Origin of the sequence: Chitinophaga dinghuensis (assembly GCF_003259435.1) — a bacterium.
GTDB lineage: Bacteria > Bacteroidota > Bacteroidia > Chitinophagales > Chitinophagaceae > Chitinophaga > Chitinophaga dinghuensis.
In genome coordinates this window covers 108,399-133,728 of record NZ_QLMA01000004.1, presented here as the reverse complement: position 1 = coordinate 133,728, position 25,330 = coordinate 108,399, and the positions used below count along the sequence as shown (strand labels likewise).

Genomic DNA, 25,330 nt, shown 5'->3' with positions numbered 1-25,330 from the left:
CTGGAAAAAATGAAATACACTACTATAAGAAACTGGTCATTCATCTTATGTCTGGCGTCTCTACCTGTCTTCCATTCTTCCTGCAATAAAATGCTGGATATTAAACCTACCGATCAGGTAGACGGAGAAGATATCTTCAAGTCAATGACCACTGTAAACCGGGCAGTACTGGGCGTTTACGCCGGCTGGCAACCTGAATACACCTTACGCATAGGCGCTGTAACTGCGGACGAATGTATGATAGGGACCAAGAATGCCGGTGTAAACGGGTCTGCCCAAAATCTCTTCCGTTGGTCGTTTACCGGGTATGATCCGGAGATAATTGCCCCATGGACGAATGCCTATCAGGTGATCAATCGGGTAAACAGAATACTGGAAGGACTACCGCAAACGCCTACACTAAATAAAGAGGAAGAACAGCAGAAAATTCACCTGCAAAGCGAACTGCTGGCCATCAGGGCGTTTGAACATTTCGAGTTATACAGAATGTATGGCAGCACGGGCGTCTATAACCCCGAAGCATATGCAGTACCTTATGTAACCAGCAGCGATATCAACGCGAAACCTTCCAGGCCAAAGGTAGCGGCCTTCTTCACCGCACTGGAACAGGACCTGACAACAGCGCTGGAAAACAGCGAGGAGTCGACCGATATCACCCGTATGACCAAGGGGGCCATGTATGCGCTACAAGCCCGCGTCTCCCTATATACCAACAACTGGACTTCCGCCCTGCAAAATGCAGATAAAGCCATGACGGACACCAAACTGGCCGACAGAAAGGAATTCCCGGGCATATGGACAGATAAAAACAATGCAGAAGTCATCTTTAAACTGAAACGTACCAATCAGAGCCCATTACGTCCGGGAGATATCTGGAAGAATGCAGAGCTGGGGATTGTTTACTTTGCTCCTGCACAAAAGTTACTCCGTGCCTACGACCAGGAAAACGATATCCGTTATGATGCCTACTTCGATCATGATCCGGAACTTGCCGCAGATGGGCAATTACCAGATGTAATCGCGAAGTATGCCGGAGAAGATGGCGCCGCCAACAGAAATGATGTCAAAGTATTTCGTGCGGGAGAAATGTACCTGATCCGCGCAGAAGCCTATGCCAATCTGGGTCGGATAGCAGAAGCAGCGGAACAATTAAATACGTTAAGGGCTACACGAATTGAAGGATATACGCCAGAAACATTCACAGATGCGGCATCGCTGAAAACGGCTATACAAGCAGAAAGATACCTGGAGTTACCTTATGAAGGACATCGGTTCTTTGACCTGAAACGCTGGGGATTACCGGTAAACAGGCTAGCGGGAGACACGGGCCCGGATGGCCAGCTGTCGTTAAACCCAGGTACGCTGTATTATTACCTGCCCTTACCACAGGCAGAAATACTCAGCAATCCGAACATAAGACCTAACAATAACGGTTGGTAGTAAAGAGTGATTACGGAAAAATAGGACATACAACAAACGGTAACCAGGACAGTTTCTACTGACTTGAAATAAAACAACAGGGGCTTAAAAAGGGGGCCCCTGTTGCATTTCATACTATCACTCCTTAAAATGCCGTGATTTTATCTCCCAGCAAATTCTTCATTACCAGATCCAGCTCTGCTCCCCGCACTTCACTGGCCACTATTTTACCAGCAGGGTCCAGGATGATGGAAAATGGAACACCCTGCACTTTGTAACGCTGTGCCACAGGACCGTCCCAGCCTTTAGGATCACATGCCTGCGTCCATTCCATGTGTTCTTCTTTCATGGCCTTCTCCCAATCCGCCTTACGCTCGTCAATAGAAATGCTGATGATATTAAAATCCTTGTCACTAACTGTTTTAGACAGCTCTCTTAAATGTGGAATTTCCGCTCTGCACGGACCACACCAGGAAGCCCAGAACTCCAGCATATTGTACTGTCCGGGTTTTATCAAACTAGAGAGCTGCACCGTTTTACCGGATTTATCCATCAAAGGAATATCGATATAGGATTTGCCTTTCGCAGTGATTTTTGCAGTGGCAGCCATTTTCTTTACCTCTTTCATGATGGTGGAATTTGCCAAGGAAGCCGCAGGAATCGCTGCTATCGCATCTATCTCGGCTGCAGTAAACCGCGAATTCGTACTACCGAGGATTTCTACCGCTAAATAGGCGGATACAACAGAAGACTTATGCGCTTTCATAAATTCCATCCGTTGCCTGTGCAGCTCCTGCCTTGTCTTTTCTAATTCTCTGGACAATTCTATTCCACGCGCCGTATTAAACGTTCCATCTGCAGCAGGAATATGATACTCCTTCAGATAAGCATCGTATAGCTCGCTGTTCTTCTGTCTCAGTGCTTTCACCTGCTCCCGGAAGCGCTGATAGATTTCCTGGTCTTTGGAGCCTGTGATGATCACATTCTCCATACGTCCGCCGGTATTGTAATAATAGCCCGGTAAACTGTCCATACAACACTCGACTTTCACCTGTTCATCTCCCATGAAAAAGCGTACCATCTTTCGGTCGCGGGGAACGCCAGGGTTCTTATCCACCATTAAGGAAACATGTCTGCTAAAACCCCAGGCGGCCTTTCCTTTCAATTCAAACTGCTCATTTTTAATGGTAGCAGAATCATGAAGGCCGCCTTTCCCTTGTTGAAAATCGTCTGTCAGATAGACTTTCAAGCCATCTTTTGCACCGGGAACAGATCCCTGTATACGATAGGTCTTCTGTGCGCTGGCACTACCGACAAGTAATGCAGCGGATAAAAATAATATAGATTGCTTCATCATCTCTCAGAAATTATTGTTGATTTAATGGCATGTCTTTGTTAAAAGCCTGCACCTGCAAGGGAATCTGGAAAGTATATTGCAGACTACCTGGTTTCAGTGTACCCAGTACCGTTATACCGTCGGCGGCTACACGATTAACGGCCGGCATACGTCCTTCCTGGTTGAGCCTCTTCATATCGCCCCAACGCGCTCCTTTCATGGCCAGCTCTCTCCTGCGCTCAACCAATACCAGGGTCAACGCCTCGGCTGCTGTATTCGCTGATAAGCGTTGCAGATCCTTTGGTTTGAAACGCATCTCCCTGATGGTATTCACTATATCCAATGCGGCATCGGTATCGCCTAATCTCGCCAGGCATTCTGCTTTATTCAACAGTATTTCTGCATAGGTAATACCACGGTTAGGGTTATACGACAAGAAATTATTGAATGACAGAATACGGGTGTCTCCAGTGGTGTTACGCTTCGCAAACAACCGGATTCGTAGGTCCGTCGCCGTATCATATTGCTGCAATAAATCCGCGGAATATCGGTAGGTTTGATTATTGGTGTAACGCACATATATTTCCTCCGGACTCACAGTAGTATTAGGTAATGGCGTCTTGAGATAATTATTATAATCCAACAGATATAAACGTTCGTCCTTCATCACAGAATCTGCATAATCCATTGCCAGCTGATATTCCTGCATATACAGGTAATAGCGCGACAGTAAGGCATATGCGGCTGATTTCCCTGCACGTGTATTGTTGGGCGTTACATACTCTAAATCTGTCACTGCCCGCTTCAAATCTGCAATAATCAGTTTCAGATTATCATCCAGCAATGGACGCGCTGGCGTAGGCTGACTGATATCTGTAGAAGTCATATATGGTACGCCATATACCTGATGCGCCGTGCCTTTGCCATATCCCGGCGAGAAGAATGTCAGTAATTGATAGTAACTGAAAGCCTTTGACACCAGCGCTTCTGCATAGAGTTGCTTTTTCTTCTGCTCCGTTCCGCTGGTAGCCTGCATCACGCCTTCCGTGATCACATTCATGTTCACAATGGCATTGTAGTAATCAATCCAGATACTCGGACTCTGTGCGGAGGCATTGATATAAGGATGCCAGAAGTATACATTGCCGGAGGCCGACTGTTGATTAGATGGATTAAAGGTGACATCTACGATATCATCTGTCACCATCATAGGATTCACCAGGCTGGAATTATTTATCAGATCCGCACTGTTGAGCAATGCGTCAAAATCATTGATGTTACTGGCAATAATAACTCCTTTCGGTTTTACGTCCAGGAAACGGTTACAGGAAACACCCAGCAGGGACAAGGCTATCAGAGACGCTGCATAATATTTTCTCATACTGCTGATTTTAGAAGTTTAAATTCAATGAAACGGTATAGGAAGGCACTACCGGCAAACCACGGCGACCAGAGGTATAGTCGAGCGTTTCCGGATCTACATCATTACCGCTGAAAACATACTTATAAGGATTCTGTACCTGTAAGATCAGTTTAGGCTGAATGAGATGTACTTTCTTTGCCAGCTTAGGATTCACATCCCAGGTGAGCGTCACATTTCGCAACGCGATGAAATCCATTTTGCGGAAAAACTTAGCGGCATACTCATAACCTGTTCTGGTAGTGAAATAGCCAGGATCGCCGTAAGGAGCAGAAAATCCAGGAATGTCGGTATGTTGTTCATCTCCAGGTTGCTTCCAGTAGTTTTCAATTCCACTCAGCGGGCGATCGCTATAAATAGACGGAGGCGTTATCCTGGCGATATTACCGCCATAATACATGAGCAGAAAATTCAAACTGAAATCATGCACCGTAAACTGGTTATTCAACCCCAGCGCATAACGGGGATCGTTTACTCCCATGTAACGCAGATTAGAGAAAGACACATCCTGTAGCGGCGTAAAGGATAATACCAATGGTTTACCATCGTCTCCCTTTACAGTTGGTTGTCCATATTCATTCAGTCCCAGGTAATTATGCGCCAATACAGCACTGATGGGATATCCCACTACATTCGAAGGATAAGTCACCCTCGTAAAATTATTCGATCCTGCGTACTGGTTTGCTACCTGTAATACCTTACTATTGTTGAAGGAACCGGTAATTTGCGTTTGCCATTTGAAGTTGCCGGATTTTACATTCACCGTATTTACAGCGATATCTAACCCTCTGTTTTCTATAGTGGCATTATTCAGTAACGCATTGTTAAAACCCTTGGTAGGATCTACTTGCAAGCTGGAAAAAATATCCTGCCCACGTTTGATGTAATAATCGATACTGGCAGACACGCGTCTCTCTAAAACCGCCATATCTACTCCAATATTATAATTCAATGTTTTCTCCCAACGCAGCTGATTGTTGCTGAGCGTACTCACAGCATAACCGATGGTAGCATTCGGTATATAGTTATTCAGACTCGGCGCAAGAATGGTATACGGGCCACTCAGTTTGATAATATTTCCATTGTAACCGGCTGATAATCGCAGTTTCAATTCATTCAACCAGGTAGCATCCCGCAGAAACGCCTCATTCTGTGCATTCCAGCTGAAACCGGTGGACCATAAAGGCGTATAGCGGAACTTAGGGTCCGATCCGAATAAATTAGACTGGTCTATACGCAAACTACCGGTGATACTATACCTGTTATCATACGTATACGCGCCATTGGCATACCACGATACGAAACGATCATCATAATAAGATTCATGAAAGAAATCTGAAAACGACGTATAGTCGTCCAGGTAACTTCCGAACTGTGCCAGTTCATCCGCATAGGCAGGGAAAATCATTCTGTTGCCGATCAGACTCAGATCAGCGGGCTTCATGGACAACGTATTATTATCGTATCCGAAAGTAGTGTTCAGTCTGGAGTTGGTGGTGAGTCGGCGCACTTCTGTACCTGCGAGCAAAGATACATCATGCAGATCGCCAAACATTTTATTATAAGTAAGCTGCGCCCTGGCAGTATAAGTAGTGGTTTGCCGTTCAGTGGTTTTATTTACGCCTCCTTGTGGAAAACGAAATATAGGCTTATCCGTTAGTGGGTCTCTGTCGGCATAATAATTCAACATCAGCCTTGTCTGATAAGCATTTTCAGAAGCGTAGTTGGTAGTGGTACCCAACTCTTTCTCATATACTCCGCCTAGTTCAAAATGCAGTGCAGGCGTTATCTTAGCACGCACATTACCTTGTAAACGGAAGATATCACTTTGAATGGTGTTCTTGGATTCAAACATTTCCTGGTAAGGATAATAGTATCCATCATATAAGCCCATAGCCTGGTTAGCGGCATTGCGTTCAGGACTTATAGTACCCCATTGGCTATCGAAGCCGAAATATGCATCATTCCAGGGATTCAGATAAGTACGCAGTGCATTCCCGGAAGCATCGCGAAAATGCTGATATGGGCGGAAAGAAGTATAGTCTGGTACAGGTACTGATTCATCCTTCATATGTGCGTATATACTCTGCACATCCAGGGTGAATATTTTCATAAAATCATATGCCCCTTTGTAGTTGAAGGTCGTCTTTCCAAAATCGGAATATTTACTACTGCGCATATTATCCACTCTGTTCACTCCCAGGAAATAATTGGATTTATCTGCGCCTCCGTTCATGCTGAAATCCACTGTACGGAATTGCTGATTTTGCATAAACAGGCGTTTATAATCCGCTGTATTATCGTAATCGATATAAGGCTGCAATTGCTTGTCGGCCTCCGCCTGTGTGATACGACCATAATACAGATCGTCCGCGATACTGAAAACGGGCGTATAAGTGCCGTTTACCATATCGAAATAATCTTTATCCATTCCACTGGCGATGTAATAATCTCTGGCATATGCCATTTCGAAGTCCACGAAGGATTTTCCTTTAGCCAGGCCTAACTTGTTGAAATCTGGCTTGGGCCGGTAGGTATAAGCAACGTTCAGATGGAACTGCGGTTTGGAATTCGTTCCTTTACGGGTATTGATCACGATAACGCCATTGGATGCACGAACGCCATAAATTGCGGCAGCAGCGGCATCTTTCAACACGGTAATCGATTCTATATCATAAGGATTCAGCGCATCAATATTAATCTCTGTAGGATATCCGTTCAGTACGATCAATGGTTTCTTGATCGCCTGAAAGGTAGACACACCGCGGATAGTAAAGGGACTGGTATTGGAAGGATCGTAGTTATTGCTTTGATTGGTTTTAAGCATCAATCCTGCAATGCGTCCTTCCATGTTCTCCACGATATTACCGGTAACGGGTACACTCTGCAAATAGGACTTACGGTCCAGTACTGCGAAAGCTCCTGTCAACTGCGTTTTTTTCAGCTTTTGATACCCTGTATTCACTTCCACCACATATTCGTTCAGCTGCGAAACTGCAGGACGCAGTACAACATAAATCAGCGTAGAAGCATCTGCTACTTTCAGCTGCACCGGGTTGTAGCCTACAAATGAAATCAGTAACTGATCTCCTGTTACTGCTTTCACCTGAAAGCGGCCGTCTGCATCAGCGGGTACATTTCCGCCTTTCCCCTGAACAGCTACTGTAGCGCCAGGAAGCGGACGACCAGCAGAATCCGTCACCACGCCGGAAACCATGGCCATTTCCGCCGCAGGCGTTGTATTTATTTTCTGGTTACTGACTGGTTTACGTGTAATCGTAATCGTTTTACTGCGAATAAAAAAATCCAGTTGCTGCTCTTTCAACACCATCGCCAGGAATTTCTCCAAAGGCATACTGGTGGCCGAAGCGGTAACCGGTTTGGCAGATCTGATAATATCGTAGTTGGCAACGATATTAAAACCTGTTTGCGTCTCTACGTCGGTGAATACTTTCTCCAATGGCGTATTCGTTACCTTCATGGTGACGGTCTGTGCGTGGACCGCTGCAAACAGCAGTGCCAGCGTAAGTGTTAGCAAGACCTTTTTAAACTTCATGGTAGCGGCGTTTGGTTGATTTTACAGAAATAATTGGCCCAGGATAGTTGGCCTTACTATCCCAGCTTTATTTAGATGACTGTCATTTAAAAAATTAAGGCATGACGATTAACTTCGTTCCATTGCTCTCGATTTTAAAGTGTACTTCTGATTTCTCCAATATCAGCAATACATCGGCTAGTGGCAGATTCCGGTCCATACGTCCCCAGAAGGTGATGTCCGGCACATGATCTGCATAGGTTACTTCTATATTATACCATCTGGAAAGCTGTAGCATAACGGCTTTCAGCGGCACTCTATTAAAATCAAATACGCCATTTTTCCAGGCGGTCACTTGTGCTATTTCAGGATGTGGTATCAGTTCAATTCCATGTTTACCTATATGTGTTACGGCTGCCTGCCCTGGTTGCAACTGACGACGTTCTTCTCCGTCATTCACCGCTATGGCGCCACTGACAAGCGTTGTTTGTATGGTTGTTTCATCCGTATAGGCGTTGACGTTAAAGGCGGTTCCTAATACTTCAATGGTTTGATCCCCGGCAGTCTTCACTTTAAACGGCGTATTCGCAGCTCCTGCCACTTCGAAATAAGCTTCGCCGGTTACTTCCACCGTACGCTCCTTTTTCCCGAATGCCAGCGGATAGCGCAGACTGGAAGCGGCATTCAGCCAAACGGTAGTACCATCTGGCAATACCACTTTGAACTGTCCGCCACGAGGAGTCGTTAAGGTATTATAACCACTGGCAGCAGTATTACCCTGTTGTTGGTATATAAGTTGCCCACGCTGTTGTACCAGCATCGTCTGCTGTTGCGCGATATGTTGCTGACCCGCGCTGTCTAATATCACCTGCTGACCATTTGCCAACGTTAATACCGCCATGTTTCCACCTGGCAGCACGGGCATCTCCGGTATTCCAGGCAAGACCGACTTTTCAGTTTTCCATATTGGCGACAAGGTTAGCATCAACAAAACCGCTGCTGCTGCCGCTGCCCAGGCGCCTATACGGAGAATGGTTGGTGTAAGTTTTTTCTTTACCGGCGGTTCAGCGGCATAAATCGCATGCAACATGGATTCCATCTCAGCGTCGCTGATATCCTGGAGATCTTTGTCGGCCGCCAGCAACAGATCTATTTGCGTATGTACTGCCTGGGCGCCCAGCGGCATCTCCATCATACGATACAGTTCCTTCCGCTCCTCTTCGGTAGCAGTATTGTCCAGTACTTTTTGAAATAAGATATCCGCTCGCATTGCTATTAAAAAATGGTAATATATCAGCACACTAAATGCCGGTAATTATATTGTCTCTTAAACAATATGCTTTGGGGGGGATGATTGAAAAAAAATTTTAGCGGATATTCAGGAGGAGTAGTAAAGCGCCTAGTGGCAGTTGTGCCAGGCAATATGCCCGCACCTTTTTGCTGGCTTCGTCCAGGTTATATTTTACTGTTTCCGGGGAGACACCAAGTAGTGCAGCCACTTCGTTCCTTTTTAAGCCCTGTAGCTTCATCAGACGATACGTTTCCTGCTGCCGGGCCGGCAATCTTTCTATAGCTGTATGTAATAATGTATTATATTCCTTTTCCAGCAAAGGGTCTGCCGTGTTGTAACCCGCATCCAGATGTTCTTCCGCATCTCCTACCGGCAACATTTTATCTTTCAGCGAACGCTTGAAAGCCGTGTAAATGGTATTCCTGGCCACTGTATGTAACCATGCAGGAAAATTCTCCACTTCCCGCAACTCCGCACGTTGTAACCATACTTTCAGGAAAACATCCTGTAATACTTCCTCTGCCAACTGCCGCTGATGCAGCAACTGCAAGGCGGTGGTAAAAATATTACTTCGATATTGTTTCACCAGCGCAGAAAAGGCCTGCTCGTTTCCCTCGGAAACCAGTTGCAACAGTGCTCTTTCGGAATGTGATGGTGATTGCATTCGGCTAAAAATAGTAAAAATTACAGGTAAATCTCTTTTTTTACCTATTTTGTTCCAACTTCCACCTTCTAAATCGCGAACAATGAAACTAAAAAGGCATGCCCTGCTGGCACTCCTCTATAGCTTGCCCATAGGCGCTATAGCACAGCAACTGCCCACGCATCACCTTCAATTTGATCACCTGGCTACCAATTGGTACGATGCCATGCCTTTAGGGAATGGTATGGTGGGCGCGCTTGTTTGGCAAAACAAGCAATACCTCCGACTTTCCCTTGACCGGGCAGATCTATGGGATGATCGCCCTATGCCCGGAATCGATCGACTTACCTTTTCCTGGGTGACCAAACAGGTACAACTACGTCAATACGATACCGTGCAAGCCCTCGGCGACGAGCCATATGAAGCCAATCCCGCGCCTACCAAAATTCCCGGCGCCGCTATCGAATTCGATATTTCCACTTTGGGAAAAGTTGTATCTAACGAGTTGAATATAACTACCGCTTCAAATACGATCAGGTTCTCCAATGGAAGTACCTTTACCACATACGTACATGCCAGTCAGTCGTACGGCATTTTTACGGGAGACAATATTCCCTCCGCTTTCGTTCCTGCGATCAGAATGCCGGAGTATACAAGTCCTGATCATGCCGGCCCGGTGAACTCGGTAGAAGGCCAGAGCCTCCAACGCTTAGGCTACGCAAAAGGCGCCTTGAAATCTCAGCCCAATCTGCTGGTCTATCACCAACCCACCTACGCCGGGAAATACTATGAAGTACTGGTATCCTGGAAACATCTGCCCGGCAATAAACTCATAGGCGTTTGGATGATCTCTAATTCTAAAACCGCCACTGCTCCCCTGCTAACGGATAATTTCCTACACAAATCCTGGTCGGAGCATACAGGTTGGTGGAAAAATTTCTGGAATCGTTCTGCTATTCATATCCCAGATACCTTACTGGAAAAACAATATTACCTGGACATGTACAAATTCGGCTGTGTGGCCCGGAATAATACGCCGCCCATCTCTCTTCAGGCGGTATGGACTGCCGACAATGGCAAGCTTCCGCCATGGAAAGGAGATTTCCACCACGACCTGAACACCGAATTGAGCTACTGGCCCGGCTATACGGCCAATCATACAGATCTTACTGCCGGGTTCACCAACTGGCTCTGGAATACGCAAGCTGAAAGTAAACGCTGGACCAAACAATACTTTGGCGTAGAAGGACTCAACGTACCCGGAGTAAATACCATCTCCGGAAAACCCATGGGTGGCTGGATTCAATATTCTATGAGTCCAACTACCGCAGCATGGCTGTCCCAGCACTTCTACTGGCAATGGAAATATACCGGCGATAAACAATTCCTGCTCACCCGTTGCAAGCCCTGGTTCGATGCCGTAGCGACATACCTCCGTGGTATTCGTATAACCGATCCTGTTAGTAAGAAATATAAACACCCACTCAGCTCCGCTCCTGAATTCAATGACAACGATATCTCCGCCTGGTTCCCTCAATTCACGAACTACGATTTATCTTTGGTAAGATTCTTCTTTGAAAAATATGCAGCCATCACCGCAGCATGTGGGCAGTCAAATGCCGCTATCCTGGCAGAACTACAAAAATATCCCGCTTTCAATACAGATAGTACCGGCCTTACAATAGCGCCAGGACAGGATTTAGTACACTCCCATCGCCATCATAGCCATCTTATGGCAATATATCCGCTGAAGGTATTATCCTATTCTCATCCGGAAGACAAATCCATTATAGACAGATCCCTTGCATGGTTGGAGAAAAAAGGAACCAGGGAATGGGTAGGTTATTCTTTCAGCTGGGCAGCTAATCTCTATGGACAAACAGGGAATGGCGACAGCGCAGCCGTTATGCTACGGAAATTCGCTTCCAACTTCGTTGGAATGAACAGTTTCCATCTAAACGGCGATCAAAAGAAAGGACAGTATTCAGGGTTCACCTATAATCCGTTTACGCTGGAAGGAAACTTTGCTTTTGCACAAGGTATCCATGAAATGCTGCTGCAAACAAATGAAAACATTATCACGTTGTTTCCGGCAGTTCCTGCTTCCTGGAGAAACCTCTCCTTCGAGCATCTTCGCACGGAATCCGGATGGACCATATCCGCAGCAAGGAAAAATGGTCTGCTGAACCAGGTGAAAATTTCCGGACAGCAATCTGGTAAAATCTATATCCAATGGCCTTTTCGGGGAGTACAGTTTAAAGGAAGTCCACTTAAATACGAATTGAAAAATGGTCTCCTTTCCTTCGAACCAGGGAAAAATGAAATAACAATATATCCTGGATAAAAATATGTTATCAAAAAGAAGGGCCTGACGTCTGAGACGTCAGGCCCTTCTTTTATACAGTTGCTTTATAATTCAGGAAATTCAGTATCGTAATCCGGGAAAAATGAAATGACTCCGGTTACTTTGATGGGGAGTATCTTTCCCTCTAATGTAAGATACTGATAGGCGGTATTGTTTATCTTACACATCACCGGATAGCTGTACTTCAAGGTAGTAGCGCCATAACCGGGCACTTCCTGCAACATTACATCTTCATATTTCACCGCAGTTAGTGGCCTTCCTTCCTCATTCAGTACAATGAATTTATCGCCTTGTTTCGCCAGAAATCCTGGTCCGGGTTTACCTTCCATCACCAGGTCATTGTTGGCGGGGAGCATTATAAGTCCCTTCATACTGGCTAATCCCAGTCGGATATACCCAGTATTTGGATCTGCTTTTTGCAGGAGTAATGCCTTAGTGCCGAACTCCCGGAAACTGATTTCATCATAATCATAAATAGCGGGTACTATTAACTTCCCGGTGCTGTCTGCATAACCGTATTTATAACGTTCACCTTCCTGCTTTATAACAATGTATTCGCCGGATAACAAGGAACGCATAAAACGGTATTCAAAAGGAATGACGGTATCTCCCCGCATATTGATGAGGCCAACTTTGTCGCCACTGGCGGCCATCAATTGATCCGGGATATGGCCTGGACTGATAAAGCTATAGGGTAATGCTGTCAATTGCTTTCTAACGGGATCGAATAAACTGTAATGTGCGGTATCATCCAGTCCTGTTTTCAGCAGACACATACCATCTCCCAAACTGATAATATCATTGTAACCCGGCGGCAACAGGAGATTTCCCTGCATATTGCAGAGGCCATACTTATCTTCCCCTATTTTATCTTTCCCAATCAGTAATACCAGGTTGGAATCTCCTTCCAGCTCCCGTATTGCGGTGTACTCCGTCGGTAATATTTGCCGCTGTTGTTTTACATCATATAATCCTTTGAGATTGTTCTGACTGACTACATACACAGAGCCGGAAAGTTGTCCGTACTCTTTGTAGCCCATTGGTATGAGCTCAGTTCCGTCGGTACTGTATAACCCTTTTCTCTGTTGATATTCTACGAGTAAAAAATCGCCGGTATCATCGGCAGCAATATCAAAAAATGCCGGGGCTACGGTCTTCTTACTGACAGGATTATAAAAGCCGTATAATGCCTGTTGTTTCAGGATAAAAAGAGGGCTTGTGGTACTGCTATGCGGGCCGGCTATAAATCCGGTGATTTTATTATAATCCTTATCCAATAAGCGCTGCCCGGCACTATCCAATAAACGATAGTTACCATTCACCGGTACAATGAAGCAATCTGCAAAACAGGTGATGCTGCCACTGTATTCTGGCGCCAGGATAACACGTCCGCGGTCATCCAGTATTCCTGTTTTCTTATTTTTAGTGACAGCCACATATGGACCATAACTCCCCTCTTCATAAGGATATTCGATATTATCGTAGATAAAGTCCGCCACTTGTTGACCATCTTCTCCAATCAGGCCATAGTAACCATTGCGTTTGACTTTCAGCAAACCGTTATCCAATACATCCATGTCTGTGTATTCCGGACTGCTGTAAACCTTCTTTTGTTGCAGATTGATGACCATGGGAACATCATTCTTAGAAAGGCTTTTGATCCAGTTATCACTGCGCATGCCGTAGTGTTCGTGGTTGTATTCAAAAGGCAGTAAGGTTTCGTTGCGGTAATTGATGATTCCCCATTTACCATTCTTCTTTGCAAATACATAGTTGGATGCGGAACCGCAGCCGCCGCAATAATCGAAACCCTCATAATTAGCTGATACTACAAGCTTTTGCGCCTTATTACTATAAATACCCCATTTGCCATTGGACTTCACATCAAAATAATCGCCATCCAGTATGCCTACCTCTTCAAATTGCAGGGGTAACAGCAGATGTCCGTAAGTATCGGCGAATGTTCTTTTTTGATGTTGTTTCAGCGAGAGATAAGATTTCCATTTTAATTCGATAGAATCATACACCGGAGGGATCACCCATTGGCGTTGTGCATTCCATATTCCGAATTTCCCCTGGGAACGCACAAGTAACATCAAAGAGCCTTCGTCTTCCAATCTTGTTCCTGTAATGCTGTCAATCGGATGATAGCTGCCTATAACGCGGTCAAATACTTTTTGTCCTGCCTTATTAATATACCAATACTGGGTTCCGTTCTGCATGCGCGCCAGTCCGTTCACAAATACAGAAGCTTTCTGCGCACTGGCAACAAGGCTGGCGCCTAGCAGCAATAAAATTGGTAAAAAACGTATATACTTAGTCATTATATCCTTTCAATTTATCGGAGCGGAAAGGCAATGCTTTGCCCTGTTCATCCAGGTATATATATTTGTTATCTTTCTTTACGAGAACAGGGAATATATCTTCCTGATATCCGCCATTCGTCTCCATTTCATCGTAGATGACGGGAATGATTGTTTTACCATTTCTGTCCAGTAATCCGTACTTATCATCCCGTTGTACTTCAAACAGGGTGGCCGATTTATTATAGGTAATATCGTTATATACAGTAGGAATGATTTCGTGGCCGAGAGAGTCGAGTACGCCGTAGTGATTACCCATCCCTACTTTATAGAAAGGCAGATCATAAAACTTATCTATACTGGTATACTTAACGGGAATGAATACACTCCCATCCTGTCTGATTACGCCACGCAGCGAATCCTGGTCTACCTGAATCAGATCGCCTTCCATGGTATGCATATCCGTTGCAGTAAGTGGATAGACCACTTCTTTTTTCAGGTTAATAATACCTAACAGTTCATTTCCATTTGCACCTTTTCTGGATGCCAGCGCGAGGCCATTACAGAAATCGCCCACGAACAAGAACTCATCGAAAACAACCTCTTTTCCGTTTGTATCCAGAAAGAGATTATCTCTGTTCTCGCCCCAAACCTTCAGCAGGCCGTTGTTATAGGAGATGTTATATTTTCTGTTCTTCTCCGGCACTAACATTTTGGAGTATTGCATTTCGCGAAATTCCCATTTGGAATTGACGTATAATGTATTCCCGGCAAGATCGATGAGTTTTGTCTCCCTACTGCCATTGCCAGGATAATTAATGACAACGATTCGGTTAGTATCTACTGGGGTATAGAATCCATATTGTGACAGCTTGCAAATTATCTTACCCTGGGCATTGGCAACGCCACTGCTGTCCGGATCTTTGCGCAGGGTGAGCAGATTGGAATTCTGCCAGGAGATACCAGTATAGCGTGCTGGCAGTATTTCCTTTCCAGATTTGATATTGTAAAGGCCGATACGTTTCCCTTTGACCACTGCCACGAAATTATCTTTGTCGGGGCCTGCGGCATCATCTGAATAAGTATACTCTGATCCATACCCTTCCGCGATATCATCGGCCCCTGAAGCCAGGATGACAGTACCGTCCATTCTCAGCAGGGCATGTTTACCCTGCAGGGTATGCACGATTAATAACTGTTGCCCTCTGTAGTTCAGCGGAGTAATTTTCGTGTAATCTTCCGGCAGCAACTTCTTACCGGAAACATCAAAGATATTGTACAGGGTACCTTTGCGCGCGATCAGGAATGCGGGCGTCATCATTATAGCCCATTTAGTCTCAAACGACACTGATTCCGTCAGGAACTGACCAACGCCATTATATAGCTGTATTTCATCATAAACAGGAGGGATAATCTCTTTAAGTTGTTTGTCCAGCACCCCAACTTTCCCTTTTCTGACGAGCATGACATCTCCATAAGGATGCGCTTCTGTGTATTGGGGGGCTACCACCGTTGTTCCGCTGCCATCGGTAAAACCAACTTTCCCATTTTGCATTACCGCGAAAGTGCCGGGCACAGGGCCTCTTTTTATCCTCGTATAAATTGCTGGGGTTATCTTCCTGCCCTGGCCATCCATGATACCTATTTTTTCCCCCAACTGGTAGCCGAAGTAACTATAGTCGTCATAACCGAGATATTCGAACCACTTATACTCTGCGGGAACAAAAATAGTTCCGTCATCCTTTGCCAGTCCTACTTTTCCGCCTTTTCTAATGCTGACATAAGCAGTTACATAACTGTCGTCTACCTCATCATAGACCGGCTCCTGTAGTAACTTACCTGTTTTAATATCTACCCAACCCCAATGATCGCCTTTACGCACTTTCATCAGGTGGCCATTCAGCCGGTCTATTTCATCATATTCCTGAGGACAGAGTACATTACCCAGCGTGTCTACAGCGCCGTATTTTCCATTTAACTTGGTAATTACGAAGCAATAATTTTTCTCTGGATTATTCTCATTATTTTCTTCCTGAATATGCACTTCATCAAACTGGAAGGGGGCAATCACTTTACCCGCATTATTGATAGCGCCGTAGGCATTGTGTTTAACACCTACTACCGTTCCATAATAGCCCTGGGTCTCGATTTTATCTATCAGTACCAATCCGGATTTATGGAGAAACTGCGGTTGTGAATTGATTTTTACCGGAGCAAAGAGTCCGTCGAATTTTCCGAGGTATTCCGCCTCTGTAATCTGCTGGCCGTGGGCAACAATAACCGGGAACAGCAATGGAGTCATAAACTTTAGGCATTTCATGGTTAAACCGTAAAAATATGGGATTGTGAACTACAAATATGGGATCAAAATCGGGAATGAACAAGTTTTCAATAGAGATTCCATGTATATTTAAAAATGAAATCCCTTGTTACTATGAAATACCTGTTGTGCTTCACCCTCTGCAGCTGTGTTTTTAGTTCGTCTTACGGACAAACAACCTCGCTCTATTTCAGCGGCCGCGTGATAGATGAAAAAAGCCAGCCAGTAGATAGTGCCATGATACTAGTGTTTCCCTTCAAATATGATAGCTTGCAGGTAAGCAAGAAAGATACTTTCTATTCCAACAACAATGGGGAATTTATGGTCTGTGGTCGAAAGCAACAAATCCGTTATAATGTTTACTGTACGAAAGACGGCTATTTCACAGAATTATATAATGCTAATGTCAGGACAAACGATTACTACCAACCTATCGTAAAAGTGAATATGGACTCTGCTTTCATATTACGAAGAAGAAGCGATCATTATATAACTGGAAGGCAGGTCAATGACAGTCTGCTAGGTCTTCCTCTAAGAGAAGTATTGCCACGTCTGGGTTTACATTTGATGCAGTTTTCATGGAAAAACCGTAGTTACGCAGTAAGTCCCGGCATGATGAATTTACGTGCAGAAATAGCCGATAGCACGCAAATCCTGTTGGTAGTATGGCCACAAACAGATTTCACTCCCGACAAAGAGGCTTGTCTCCCCTATAAAGTTACTGGTATCGGGATAGCTTTCACAGATGGCCGTAAGAAGTTTTATGGGCTGGCAGGGGAACATCCGGAAACTGTATATAACGAATATTATGAAGACAGAAAGGGAAAGTCGCAGCCAGGAACACATTAAACTACTCATGATTATCTCCGGACTCTTGTTTAGTATAATTGCCAGCGCTCAAAAATCTGCCAGGTCCAATCAATGCGAAAACACTTATGACAGCCTCATGAAGGCAAAGGTGACTACGTTGCCGGAAGTTCCTCCAGTATTCCCTGGAGGAGAACAGGCATTAAACATCTACCTGATGCGAAACATTCATTACAAGATGGAAGATGATTACTGGCAGGGAAGTTTCCAGTTAGCATATATTATCAATGCACACGGAGTTGTTTGCTACACGCGTATTTTGAACAAACGACCGGAAGAATATACCATCATGGAAAAAGAAGTATTACGTGTGTTAAACGCAATGCCTGCGTGGACTCCGGGCAAATGTAATGGCAAAAAGGTAAATGTAAAAATGTTTATGCCATTAAGAATTTGTCCTCAGGAATAATATGCACTCTATGCTGGAATTTATTTTTAATATTCTCTTTTGGATACTCTTGCCGGTACTACTGATTCCAGCAATATGCTTCAGTATATTACTTCATTGGATTTACTGGATGTTACGTAACAATGAACACGCAAACCAATCAGCCCGGGCCCGGTCATTTCAACATATAACCATTCCCGTAGTAACCATATTGATATTATGGATGCTGTATCACTTCGTTTTCTGGATATTCATTTGGCCATAATGTTACTTACTTTTTGCTGGCCAAATAAACCCCTGAATGGAGGAAGTCTCAAACCATTTATCATCGCTAGTCAGAGTGAAGATTTGCTGTTGTGTAAAGCCTGCGGCCTGTTTGTTTGTCAGTCTGCGAATCCAGGACGGACGGCCATCCATACTGCTGCCAGGGCCGGTGTTGCTATACTCTGCATAAAAAACGGTTTGTTCATTAGCAGGATTGCCCCAGTTATTCCAGCCTTTCGCCACAATACAAGCGGGTAGTTCACATCGCAGAAAGGCCGTTTGTGCATAGGATCTCCAGGGCCTTCCCAAATATACGGCACTGACGTCCGGGGCGGCTGTTATCTTACAATCCATAAACACATACCCAAATGCTTTCCCTGCTGTGGTGCTGGCAGCAGTGATATACGAATTTGCCTTACAGTGAATCGTGCACTCCCGAAACAAGGCAGTAGCCGGCCCAAAGATGAAATCGGTGGTTCCCTCTATGTAACAACCGACGAACAGCTGCCTGGCTGTCTCCCCACCGGTAAAAATAGTATCCTGATTTCCCAGGAAACGACAGTTACGAAACACCGCTCTGTCGGCGTCCACAAACAAAGCCACTGCCTGGCCTACTGGTCCGGCACTGTTCGCGAACGTAATATTCTCCGCCACAAAACGGTTCCCGGAAATTTTAGCCGTATAACTGGTGAAGGTAGTCAGCTTACCTCTGCCGGAATAATCATTAAAAGTAATGATGGTACTATCTGCACTCTCTCCTATGAAACGGACGTCTGTATTGGTGGCCGGTAGTTCTATCTTCTCGTTGTATACGCCGTTTTTGATATACAAGGTAATGGGCATCAGCGGATATACCCGCATCGCATCAATCGCATCCTGTATATACCTGAACTCCCCCGATCCGTCTTTGGCTACAGTAAACACATATTTGTACTGATTAGGATTGGCGGTCTGTGCCCGTAAGGCACAGCAGGAAAAAATAATAATTGTTAAGATTACAATTATTCGATTTCGCAGCAGTAATTGCCTGGTATTCATAACGTGTCATTATTTGCTTGGAAAAACAAGATAGTAAAAGATCTGAAAGAATTGCAGCGGCAAGAAAAGTTGAAGAAAAAATGATTATTTTCAGGGATGCAGACAGCTGGGCATTGATTTAGTAACAATCATTTAATACACCATTTACACGGGCATTTCTACTTTCGCCGTCAGGTTCACAACACACCAACTGATTATGAAACCAATAAGTATACTTTTTTCATTATCCCTGCTGAGCATGACTACCTATGCGCAGCTGCCTGGTCCGCAGTCGTCTACCAATCAGATCTTGCTGCCAAACGGCTGGAAACTAAGTCCTGCCGGCCATTCCATTCAATTGGGCGATCTGCCGCTCAATATGCAGCTCAGCTCCTCCGGGAAATACCTCGCCGTTACTAACAACGGCCAAAGCACGCAATCTGTACAACTGATCGATCCTAAAACGGAGCAAATCATCGACAGCAGCATCGTCGGGAAAGCCTGGTACGGCCTCGCTTTTAGTCGCGATGAAAAACATTTGTACGCTTCCGGCGCAAACGATAACTGGATTATCGATTTCCATATCAAGGATGGAAAATTTACCCGGAAAGATACCATCGTTATGGGTAAGCCATGGCCTAAACAGAAAATTAGTCCTGCCGGCATAGCAGTAAACAGAGCTAACACCCGTGTATATACGGTGACGAAAGAAGACAGCGCCCTCTATGTGCTGGACCCTGTTTCCGCTAAAACCCTGCACCGGCTCCAACTGCCGGATATGGCCTACAGTTGCGTACTCTCTCCCGATGAATCCAAGCTGTATATCTCCATCTGGGGTAGTAACACGGTTGCGATAGTATCTACTTCCAACTACGAAGTGTTACAATACATTGAAGTGGGCAATCACCCGAATGAACTGCTGTTGGATAAGAAAGGACGTACCCTGTATGTGGCCAATGCCAATGATAACACGGTTTCCGTGATCAATACCAGCAATGGGAAAGTACTGGAAACCATCGGTACCACGCTTTATTCTACGCAGCTGAGCGGCTCTACCACCAATGGTCTGGCCCTGAGCAACAACGAAAAGGTATTGTATATCGCCAATGCAGATAATAACTGCCTCGCCGTATTTGATGTATCCAAACCTGGTAAGAGCCAGAGTATGGGCTTCATTCCGGTTGGATGGTATCCGACTAACGTGAAAGTACTGGGCAACAAAATCCTGGTATCAAACGGAAAAGGTAACACCAGCTTACCAAACCCGCAGGGGCCGCAGCCCATCAGCATCCTGGACAACAGTGGCATTCATACAGGAAGTACTGCCAATAACCGACTGCAATATATTGCAGGGCTTTTCAAAGGAACCTTGTCGTTTATTGATGCGCCAACAGAAACTCAACTGAAAGCCTATACGAAAATGGTGTATGCCAATACGCCATTCTCCGATAAAAAAGCTTTGCTCGCAGATGGGGAAGCTGGTAATCCCATCCCTCGCAAACAGGGTGACGTATCTCCTATCAAACATGTTTTCTATATCATCAAAGAAAACCGTACCTACGATCAGGTACTGGGCGATCTGCCACAAGGTAATGGCGATTCTTCTCTCACCTTGTTTGGAAGAGGCGTAACGCCGAACCACCACGCATTTGCAGAAGAGTATGTATTGCTGGACAACTTTTATGTAGATGCAGAAGTAAGCGCGGATGGTCATAACTGGAGCATGGCCGCTTATGCTACAGACGTTGTGGAAAAAACCTGGCCTACCAGTTATGGTAATCGTGGCGGTACCACCAACTATGAAGGCGGACGCCCGGCTACTTACCCTAAAGATGGATTCATCTGGGATTACTGTAAGCGTGCAGGCGTAAGTTTCCGCAGCTATGGAGAGTTCGGCTCTTATAATAAAGCGCAATTGAAAACGCTGGAGGGACATATGTCTCCCTACTCTCCTGGGTTCGACATGGATATTCCTGATCAGGTTCGTACAGATGCATGGCAACATGATTTCGATTCCCTGCTGGCCATCAATGCAGTGCCACAATTCAGTACTATCCGTATTTCCAACGATCATACCAGCGGTCAGCGTAAAGGAAAGATTGCTCCCCGCTCTGCGGTGGCAGATAATGATTTAGCCGTAGGCAGACTACTGGATCACCTGTCACATAGTCCCATCTGGAAAGAGTCGGTGGTCTTCATCCTGGAAGATGATGCGCAAAACGGCCCTGATCATATAGATGCACACCGTTCACCTGCTTTTGTTATCGGCCCTTACGTAAAACGCAAGGCGGTGGTAAGTACAATGTACTCTACTTCCGGATTCCTTCGCACCATGGAGCTGATCCTCGGACTACCTCCTATGAGTCAGTATGATGCCGCAGCAGTCCCACTGTTTGAGTGCTTCACTGCTACGCCAGATTTCACGCCTTACACTGTTAAACCAGCGCTGATAGATCTGAATCTCCGCAATGTGGCAGACAATGAAAGCAGTAAGAAATCTGCAGCCTTCAACTTTTCCAAAGAAGATGCCGCACCAGATCTGGAACTGAATGAAATTATTTGGAAAGCGGTTAAAGGAGAAGCATCTGTAATGCCAGCGCCTAAACGAAGTGCATTTGTGATATTGGAGAAGAAGAAAAAAGATGAAGATGATTGATTAAAATAGGCGTTACTAAAAGCTGGCCTTTCAAAAGAACTAACATTCAATCACTAACAAATCAACATTATTCATAATTTTAAAAATCCTCCAACATCTGGAGGATTTTTTCGTTTATATGCCACCGTTAGGACCTACTTTTTAAACAAATAAAAAAATTTCTCTGCAATCGCCCCTAGAAAAACAAAAAATTTAAAAACTTACTTGAAAATTCTTGTATTTGCATATATCTTAGTAGACTAATCTGCTGTGCTGATGCCAACTGTAATTTCACGTCGTATTCCAGTATGTAGATCTAAACCGTGCATGTAGACAAAAAAACTATGCTCCTTAATAACTAAACAGTAATCAATATTTAACTCGTCAACCAAGGATTATCATCATTTTCTAAAACGTTTAACATGAGAAACAAACTCAGGTTATTAACGATGCTCTCGTTAATAGCACTTTTGTTGCCCAGCTTCTCCCAAGCACAGCAAAAGATAATCTCCGGCACTGTCATTTCAAGTGACAATGAGCTTTTACCTGGCGTAACCATACGCATCCGGGAAAATAATACAAATACCAGCACAAATGTGCATGGCGATTATACCATCAAAGCCTCTCCAGGCCAAACGATCGAGTTCTCCTTTATCGGCTATCTCACCCAAAGCTTTCTGGTAGATAATATTACAACCCCAAGATTGAATGTGGTGATGAAATCTACCCAAACAGGCCTCAACGAAGTAGTGGTAACTGCAATGGGTATCAAAAAAGAAAAGAAAGCACTGGGTTATTCTGTACAGGATATCAAATCTGAAGAGCTGATGAAAAACAAAGATGCCAACCTGGTGAACTCTTTAAACGGTAAAGTAGCCGGTGTAAATATCACCAATGCTGGCGGCGCTCCAGGTTCTTCTGCCTCTATCATCATCCGTGGCGGTACTTCCCTGGAACGTAATAACCAGCCACTGTTTGTCATCGATGGAGTACCTATGAACAACAGTACCGGTCAGGGAGATAACAGTTCCTTCGACGGTTCTGTGAACATCTCTACTACCAATAGCAACCGCGCAATGGATATTAACCCGGAAGATATTGAGTCCATCTCTGTTCTGAAAGGCCCCGCTGCTGCTGCATTGTATGGCCTCTCTGCCGCCGCCGGCGCTATCGTGATCACCACTAAAAAAGGGGTGGAAGGTACAGTAACGGCATCGGTTACACCGAGATATACCACCAACTGGGTCAACAGACTGCCTAAAGTGCAAAACAAATACAAACAAGGCAGTTACCTCAATGGTACCTACAATCCTAACAGCGCCTTATCCTGGGGAGACGAGGTTAAACCAGGCGAACAAGTATATAATAACCTGCGCGATTTCTTCCAGACTGCACGCTCTTTCGATAACAGCTTCAATGTGAGCGGCGGTACTAAAACCAGCAAATTCCTCCTCTCTGGTTCTAACCTGGATCAAACAGGTATCGTTCCAACCACCGCCTATAACCGTACTTCCGTACGCTTCAATGGCGAACAACAAATCGGTCGTTTTACCTTCGGCGTAAATGCTACCTATGCAGCAAGCGAAACCCAGAAAACATTGACTGGTACCGGTCTTTGGGGTTCCGGCGGTCATGGCTACCTGGAAAGCATCCTCACCTGGCCCATCAGCGATAACATGAAGAACTGGCAAAACCCGGACGGTTCCCAACGCCGCCTCGTTCCAGCTGTAAATCCTGAAAACGATATCGATAACGCTTACTGGACTGTCAATAAAAATCCACAGAAAGATAAAACCACCCGTATCCTCGGTAACATCTACGCCAATGTAAAAATTACCAACTGGCTGGATGCAACCTACCGACTGGGTGTTGATAACTATCAGACTACTTTCAACAGCTTGATTAGTCCGGGTTCTTCCGTTGCGGTAAAATGGCAGAAAGGAATGTACTCCGAAACAAATAAACGTTTCAACTTCGTGAGCGGCAACCTGATGCTGAACTTCCACAAGCAGGTGAAAGACTTTGATCTGAACCTCCTCGTGGGCCATAACACAGAAGATTATTACAATAAATCCCTCTCTGCAAGAGTAGAGAACTTTACCGTTCCAAACTTTGTATCGCTGAATAATGGCGATGTAAAGAATAAGTACATGCAGGATTTCTGGAGCCAGAAAAGACTGATGGGCGTTTACAGCGAGTTAAGAGTAGCTTATAAAAATCTCCTCTACCTGACCGCTACGGGCCGTAACGACTGGAGTTCCACACTCCCAATTGAGTACCGCTCCTTCTTCTATCCTTCCTTTAGCGGAAGCTTTGTCTTTACAGAGCTACTGCCGAAGAGTAATCTGCTGTCCTTTGGTAAAGTACGCGCTTCATGGGCCAGCGTAGGTAAAGACACAGACCCATATGCTACCAATACCTACGTAGATCCTCCATTACAGATCATCGGCGGCGGTTTCCGCAACGCTTATACCCTCGGTAACCCGAACCTGAAACCCGAACATACCAATTCTTATGAATTCGGTACTGAAATGCGTTTCCTCAGAAATCGTATAGGCTTCGACTTTACCTGGTATAATAACAAAAGCGTGGATCAGATCCTGTCTCCAAGGGTAAGTAACGCTACCGGCTATATTCTCCGCTCTGTAAACGCAGGTGTGATTGAAAACAAAGGTTTCGAGCTCACCATCAGCGGTAACCCGGTAAGAAACAAAACGATCAACTGGGACGTAGCGCTGAACCTCTCCCACAACAGAGGCCAGGTAAAAGAATTACCAGGCGGTATCGCTATACTGTATGTAACAGATGTACAGGTAGGTCCTGCCAAAGCGGCTTCCTTTAATCAGGGTCTCTTCATGGGCCTGAGCGGTTCCAAATATCAAACAGATGATAAAGGCAATTTGATCCTGAATCCTACTACCGGTTATCCAGCGCCAACTTCACTCATGACCTTACCAGTGGGTAACAGGGAACCTAAATTATTAGGTGGTCTGAATAACAGTATTTCCTATAAAAACTTCAACCTGTCTATGCTCTGGGACTTCCGCGTAGGTGGCGATGTTTACAATGGAACTGAATGGCTGATGACCGTAAATGGTCTGAGCGAGGTTACCATGAATCGCGGTAGCAATATTACTTTCAGCGGAGTTGCGTTGAATTCTTCTACAGGGAAATATGAAAATGTAACCAAAACAGTAGTAGCTACGGAAGACTATTACCGTAATATCTATACCAAGAATGCAGAAAACTTCATCCAGACCGTAAACTGGCTGCGTCTGCGTTCCCTGTCCCTCTCCTATGCCCTGCCTGCTGCCTCTCTGGCACGTACGCCATGGTTGAAAGGCGCTTCAGTTACCTTATCTGGCAACAACCTGCTGCTGTTCACCAACTACAGAGGCATGGACCCTGAAGTAAGTGCCGCTGGCGCTGGCGTAGTGGGCTCCGGCTCCGTAGGTGTAGACTATGCAGGGGTTCCTGCCACTAAAGGAGTTGCGATTGGATTAAATGTTAAATTCTAAACCCTCGGA

At 45.1% G+C, this 25,330-nt stretch carries 14 protein-coding genes; 6 read left to right on the top strand and 8 right to left on the bottom strand.

The features are described from left to right. The first annotated feature begins 9 nt into the window (after positions 1 to 9). Entirely contained in the window at positions 10 to 1,440 is a 1,431-nt protein-coding gene (locus tag CLV59_RS12750; protein WP_170137734.1) for a RagB/SusD family nutrient uptake outer membrane protein, read from the top strand. A gap of 124 nt (positions 1,441 to 1,564) precedes the next feature. On the opposite strand, the gene CLV59_RS12745 is transcribed toward CLV59_RS12750, so the two are convergent. From CLV59_RS12745 to CLV59_RS12725, 5 genes are all read right to left on the bottom strand, one after another. Further along, complete coding sequence (locus CLV59_RS12745) at positions 1,565 to 2,776, bottom strand: thioredoxin-like domain-containing protein (protein ID WP_111592431.1); 1,212 nt, start codon at positions 2,774 to 2,776, stop codon at positions 1,565 to 1,567. A gap of 10 nt (positions 2,777 to 2,786) precedes the next feature. Further along, on the bottom strand, positions 2,787 to 4,136 hold the full coding sequence (locus CLV59_RS12740) for a RagB/SusD family nutrient uptake outer membrane protein (protein WP_111592430.1): 1,350 nt from the start codon (positions 4,134 to 4,136) through the stop codon (positions 2,787 to 2,789). Positions 4,137 to 4,146: 10 nt separating this feature from the next. Then, a complete protein-coding gene (locus CLV59_RS12735) occupies positions 4,147 to 7,731 on the bottom strand; it encodes a SusC/RagA family TonB-linked outer membrane protein (protein ID WP_111592429.1) in 3,585 nt (1,194 codons plus the stop codon). Between the two features lie 94 nt (positions 7,732 to 7,825). Continuing rightward, positions 7,826 to 8,980: a FecR family protein gene (locus tag CLV59_RS12730; protein WP_111592428.1), complete on the bottom strand. Its 1,155-nt coding sequence runs from the start codon at positions 8,978 to 8,980 to the stop codon at positions 7,826 to 7,828. Between the two features lie 97 nt (positions 8,981 to 9,077). Continuing rightward, positions 9,078 to 9,665, bottom strand: coding sequence for an RNA polymerase sigma factor (locus CLV59_RS12725; RefSeq protein ID WP_111592427.1), 588 nt, complete (start codon positions 9,663 to 9,665; stop codon positions 9,078 to 9,080). Between the two features lie 82 nt (positions 9,666 to 9,747). Here CLV59_RS12725 and CLV59_RS12720 point away from each other — a divergent pair, with 82 nt between their 5' ends. Beyond that, positions 9,748 to 11,988, top strand: a complete 2,241-nt coding sequence (locus CLV59_RS12720) for a glycosyl hydrolase family 95 catalytic domain-containing protein (RefSeq protein ID WP_111592426.1) — start codon at positions 9,748 to 9,750, stop codon at positions 11,986 to 11,988. Between the two features lie 65 nt (positions 11,989 to 12,053). Here the strand turns inward: CLV59_RS12720 and CLV59_RS12715 are convergent, their stop codons facing one another. Both CLV59_RS12715 and CLV59_RS12710 read right to left on the bottom strand, forming a co-directional pair. Then, entirely contained in the window at positions 12,054 to 14,333 is a 2,280-nt protein-coding gene (locus CLV59_RS12715) for a WG repeat-containing protein (RefSeq protein ID WP_111592425.1), read from the bottom strand. Next, entirely contained in the window at positions 14,326 to 16,614 is a 2,289-nt protein-coding gene (locus CLV59_RS12710) for a WG repeat-containing protein (protein WP_170137733.1), read from the bottom strand. Before CLV59_RS12710 ends, CLV59_RS12715 begins: the two co-directional genes overlap by 8 nt. A gap of 132 nt (positions 16,615 to 16,746) precedes the next feature. Here CLV59_RS12710 and CLV59_RS12705 point away from each other — a divergent pair, with 132 nt between their 5' ends. Beyond that, positions 16,747 to 17,481 (top strand): hypothetical protein, encoded by a 735-nt coding sequence (locus CLV59_RS12705; RefSeq protein WP_146616184.1) that lies wholly within the window; start codon positions 16,747 to 16,749, stop codon positions 17,479 to 17,481. Further along, positions 17,441 to 17,908, top strand: a complete 468-nt coding sequence (locus CLV59_RS12700; protein ID WP_146616183.1) for an energy transducer TonB — start codon at positions 17,441 to 17,443, stop codon at positions 17,906 to 17,908. Before CLV59_RS12705 ends, CLV59_RS12700 begins: the two co-directional genes overlap by 41 nt. A 246-nt stretch (positions 17,909 to 18,154) precedes the next feature. Here CLV59_RS12700 and CLV59_RS12695 read toward each other — a convergent pair whose 3' ends face one another. Beyond that, positions 18,155 to 19,189 (bottom strand): pectinesterase family protein, encoded by a 1,035-nt coding sequence (locus CLV59_RS12695; RefSeq protein ID WP_111592421.1) that lies wholly within the window; start codon positions 19,187 to 19,189, stop codon positions 18,155 to 18,157. 196 nt (positions 19,190 to 19,385) lie between these two features. Between CLV59_RS12695 and CLV59_RS12690 the strand changes: the two genes are divergently transcribed. Together CLV59_RS12690 and CLV59_RS12685 are read left to right on the top strand one after the other, a co-directional pair. Then, on the top strand, positions 19,386 to 21,824 hold the full coding sequence (locus CLV59_RS12690; protein ID WP_111592420.1) for a bifunctional YncE family protein/alkaline phosphatase family protein: 2,439 nt from the start codon (positions 19,386 to 19,388) through the stop codon (positions 21,822 to 21,824). Positions 21,825 to 22,225: 401 nt separating this feature from the next. Next, positions 22,226 to 25,321: a SusC/RagA family TonB-linked outer membrane protein gene (locus CLV59_RS12685; RefSeq protein WP_111592419.1), complete on the top strand. Its 3,096-nt coding sequence runs from the start codon at positions 22,226 to 22,228 to the stop codon at positions 25,319 to 25,321. The last annotated feature ends 9 nt before the right edge of the window (positions 25,322 to 25,330 follow it).

Excerpts from the sequence above, each read along its gene's own strand:
- CLV59_RS12750 (WP_170137734.1), top strand. The coding sequence starts at position 10 with ATGAAATACACTACTATAAGAAACTGGTCATTCATCTTATGTCTGGCG.
- CLV59_RS12745 (WP_111592431.1), bottom strand. The coding sequence starts at position 2,776 with ATGATGAAGCAATCTATATTATTTTTATCCGCTGCATTACTTGTCGGT.
- CLV59_RS12740 (WP_111592430.1), bottom strand. The coding sequence starts at position 4,136 with ATGAGAAAATATTATGCAGCGTCTCTGATAGCCTTGTCCCTGCTGGGT.
- CLV59_RS12735 (WP_111592429.1), bottom strand. The coding sequence starts at position 7,731 with ATGAAGTTTAAAAAGGTCTTGCTAACACTTACGCTGGCACTGCTGTTT.
- CLV59_RS12730 (WP_111592428.1), bottom strand. The coding sequence starts at position 8,980 with ATGCGAGCGGATATCTTATTTCAAAAAGTACTGGACAATACTGCTACC.
- CLV59_RS12725 (WP_111592427.1), bottom strand. The coding sequence starts at position 9,665 with ATGCAATCACCATCACATTCCGAAAGAGCACTGTTGCAACTGGTTTCC.
- CLV59_RS12720 (WP_111592426.1), top strand. The coding sequence starts at position 9,748 with ATGAAACTAAAAAGGCATGCCCTGCTGGCACTCCTCTATAGCTTGCCC.
- CLV59_RS12715 (WP_111592425.1), bottom strand. The coding sequence starts at position 14,333 with ATGACTAAGTATATACGTTTTTTACCAATTTTATTGCTGCTAGGCGCC.
- CLV59_RS12710 (WP_170137733.1), bottom strand. The coding sequence starts at position 16,614 with ATGACTCCATTGCTGTTCCCGGTTATTGTTGCCCACGGCCAGCAGATT.
- CLV59_RS12705 (WP_146616184.1), top strand. The coding sequence starts at position 16,747 with ATGAAATACCTGTTGTGCTTCACCCTCTGCAGCTGTGTTTTTAGTTCG.
- CLV59_RS12700 (WP_146616183.1), top strand. The coding sequence starts at position 17,441 with ATGAAGACAGAAAGGGAAAGTCGCAGCCAGGAACACATTAAACTACTC.
- CLV59_RS12695 (WP_111592421.1), bottom strand. The coding sequence starts at position 19,189 with ATGAATACCAGGCAATTACTGCTGCGAAATCGAATAATTGTAATCTTA.
- CLV59_RS12690 (WP_111592420.1), top strand. The coding sequence starts at position 19,386 with ATGAAACCAATAAGTATACTTTTTTCATTATCCCTGCTGAGCATGACT.
- CLV59_RS12685 (WP_111592419.1), top strand. The coding sequence starts at position 22,226 with ATGAGAAACAAACTCAGGTTATTAACGATGCTCTCGTTAATAGCACTT.